Annotated in this window: 4 protein-coding genes; all 4 read left to right on the top strand. The window is 65.0% G+C overall.

The annotated features are described in order from the left end of the window. The coding region (locus AC1D0P_RS23780; RefSeq protein WP_477678997.1) for an extracellular solute-binding protein at positions 1–445 on the top strand (445 nt) is incomplete at its 5' end. A gap of 81 nt (positions 446–526) precedes the next feature. Beyond that, a complete protein-coding gene (locus AC1D0P_RS23775) occupies positions 527–1,612 on the top strand; it encodes an ABC transporter ATP-binding protein (RefSeq protein ID WP_477678996.1) in 1,086 nt (361 codons plus the stop codon). After that, positions 1,609–2,505, top strand: coding sequence for an ABC transporter permease (locus tag AC1D0P_RS23770; RefSeq protein ID WP_477678995.1), 897 nt, complete (start codon positions 1,609–1,611; stop codon positions 2,503–2,505). Before AC1D0P_RS23775 ends, AC1D0P_RS23770 begins: the two co-directional genes overlap by 4 nt. Further along, a partial coding sequence (locus AC1D0P_RS23765) for an ABC transporter permease (protein WP_477678994.1) occupies positions 2,505–3,085 on the top strand: 581 nt, incomplete at its 3' end. The genes AC1D0P_RS23770 and AC1D0P_RS23765, both read left to right, overlap by 1 nt.

Below are 3,085 nucleotides of genomic sequence, written 5' to 3'. Positions count from 1 at the left end.
CAAGCCCAGCATCGCCGTGTGGTGGTCGTCCGGCGCACAGCACGCCCAGCTCATGAAGGACGGCGAGGTCGACATGGTCACCGGCTGGAACGGCCGCTTCGACGTGGTCGCCAAGGACGGCGCCAAGGTGGCCTATACCTTCAACCAGGCCCTGCTCGACTACGACTGCTTCGGCATTCCCAAGGGCGCGCCCAACAAGGCCCTGGCCGTGAAGTTCCTCAATGAGATCAGCAAGCCGCAATACCAGGCCGAATTCACCAAATACATCACCTACGGGCCGACCAACAAAAAAGCCTACGACGGCCCGGCCATCCCCGCGGCTTATGCCAGGACCCTGCCCTCCTACCCGGACAATGCGGCAAAGCAACTGGTCATCGACCTGAACTGGTATACCAAAAACGAAGCGAGGGCTTCCGAGCTGTACCAGAACATGCTGACCGAGTAAAAAGGCAAGGCGTGGCGGCCGGCGCCGGCGCGAACCTGTGAGCAACCGAAACGAAGACCAGAACAAAGAGAAGGCGGATTCATGAGCAACAAGTCGTCGCTGCCCATCACCCTCCGGCAAGTGACCAAGCGTTATGGCTCCGCCTATGCCCTGGACCACGTCGACCTGGATATCCGCAGCGGCGAATTCCTCACGCTGCTGGGCCCATCAGGCTCGGGCAAGACAACGCTGCTGACGGTGCTGGCCGGCTTCACCCGGCCCGACAGCGGCAGCCTCAGGTTCGGCGAGACCGAGGTGATTTGCATGCCGCCGCAAAAGCGCGACGTGGGCATGGTGTTCCAGAACTACGCCCTGTTCCCGCATATGACGGTGGCCGGCAACGTGGGTTTTCCGCTCAGGCTGCGCGGCGTCAAGCGCGAAGAGATGGCGCGCCGCGTGGAGCATGCACTGGAGATGGTGCGCCTGGGCGGCTATGGCGAACGCGGTGTGCACCAGCTCTCGGGCGGGCAGTGCCAGCGAGTGGCCCTGGCGCGCGCCATGGTGTTCGAGCCGCGCATCATGCTGATGGACGAGCCGCTGTCGGCCCTGGACAAACAGCTGCGCGAACACATGCAGATCGAGCTGCGCCAGCTGCACGACAAGCTGGGCATGACCACCGTATACGTCACCCATGACCAGCGAGAGGCCCTGACCATGTCCGACCGGGTCGCCGTGATCAACGGCGGCCGCATCGTGCAGCTCGACACGCCGCGCGCACTGTACGAGCGCCCGGCGAATCGCTTTGTGGCGGAATTTATCGGCGAGTCGAGTTTTGTACCCGTCGCCGTGCGCGAAGGCAGGGTGATGCTGAACGGCGCGGCGCTCACGGTAGCTTCCCACCCCGGCGGCGACGGGCCGCGTTTGCTGATGCTGAGGCCCGAGCGCCTGAAGATCCTGGCCGGCGGCATGGGCGCGGGCATGAACATCCTCAACGCCCGCGTGCAGGCCACCGTCTACCAGGGCGACAGCTCGCTGGTACAGGCGGCCCTGGCCGACGGCAGCGTGGTCAGTGTGCGTGGCGCCTCGGGCAGCAACGCCGGCCATGCCTGCCCCGGGGCCGGCGACATGATCGCGCTGGGCCTTGCCGTTGACGACACCGTGCTGTTGCCGCGGGAAGGCGCAGCATGAACACCGCGCCGGACCCGGCGCCGAACGCCGAAGCGCTCAGGGGCAGCCGGCGCCGCGAGCGCATGGCCTTGCTGTCGCTGGTATCTCCCGCCGTGCTGCTGGTCACCGTGATCATGGTGCTGCCCGTGGGTTGGCTGTTTTACCTTTCGGTGCTGTCCGACGCCGGCACTTTCAGCCTGGAGCACTACCGGCGCATGTGGGAACAACCCTCCTACGCGCGCACCTTCTGGGTCACCTTCCAGGTCAGTTTCCTGACCACCGGCATCTGCATCCTGCTGGCTTACCCGCTGGCCTATTTCCTCTCGGAACTTCCCAAGCGCGCGGCCAATCTCTGCATGATCGCGGTGCTGTTGCCGCTATGGACCTCGCTGCTGGTGCGCACTTACGCATGGCTGGTGCTGCTGCAGCGGCGCGGCCTCATCAACGGCTGGGGGATGGAATTGGGCCTGTGGAACGAGCCGCTGGAACTGGTGCACAACCTGACCGGCACGCTGATCGGCACGGTGCACGTGATGCTGCCCTTCATCGTTCTACCCCTATATGCCTGCATGCGCGGCATCAACCGCGACTACCTCAAGGCCGCGGCCAACCTGGGCGCATCACCGACGCGGACCTTCTGGCAGATCTTCTTCCCGCTGTCCATGCCCGGCCTGGTGACCGGCTCGCTGATCGTCTTCATCCTCTGCCTGGGTTTTTACATCACGCCCGCGGTGCTGGGCGGTGGCAAGGTCATCATGGTGTCCAGCCGCATAGCCAACGACATCGAGATCTTCTTCAACTGGGGCGCCGCCAGCGCGCTGGGCGTGGTGCTCCTGGTGCTGACGCTGCTGCTCATCCTCGCGGCTTCGCGCCTGGTCAAGCTCGAAGACGCCTTGCGCGACAGGGGGACGTGATGAAAAGCAATTGGCTGCGCCGGCCCGTCACCGAAACCCAGATCAGCCGCGGCGGCCGGCTGTGGCTTTACGTCATCGCGGCGCTGGTCATGATCTTCCTGGTCATGCCCACGCTGCTGGTCATCCCCATGAGTTTTTCCAACTCGCAGTACCTGGAGTTTCCGCCCCGGCAATGGTCGCTGCGCTGGTACCAAAGCTACTTCAGCTCGGCCTCCTGGATGCAGGCCACCGCCACCTCGCTCAAAGCCGGCGTGCTGACGGCCCTGGTCGCCACGCCGCTGGGCACCATGGCGGCCTACGGCCTGCTGGTCTCGCGCTTACGCCACGCCGGGCTGTTGACCCTGCTGCTGCTCACGCCCATGGTGGTACCCGTCATCCTGATCGGCATCGGCGTGTTCTACGCCTACGTCAAGCTGCAGCTCGTCAACACGCTGACGGGGCTGGTGCTGGCCCACAGCATGCTGKCCATCCCGGTGGTCATGATGGTGGTCAGCTCGGCCCTCAAAACCTTTGACCTCAACCAGGAGATGGTGGCGCGCAGCCTGGGCGCCTCGCGGCTCGAGGCCTTCCGGCTGGTGAC

The organism is Polaromonas sp. P1_G2 (genome assembly GCF_056405515.1).
Note: the sequence above shows the minus strand (reverse complement) of the source record. Positions and strands in the feature narration are given on the sequence as shown.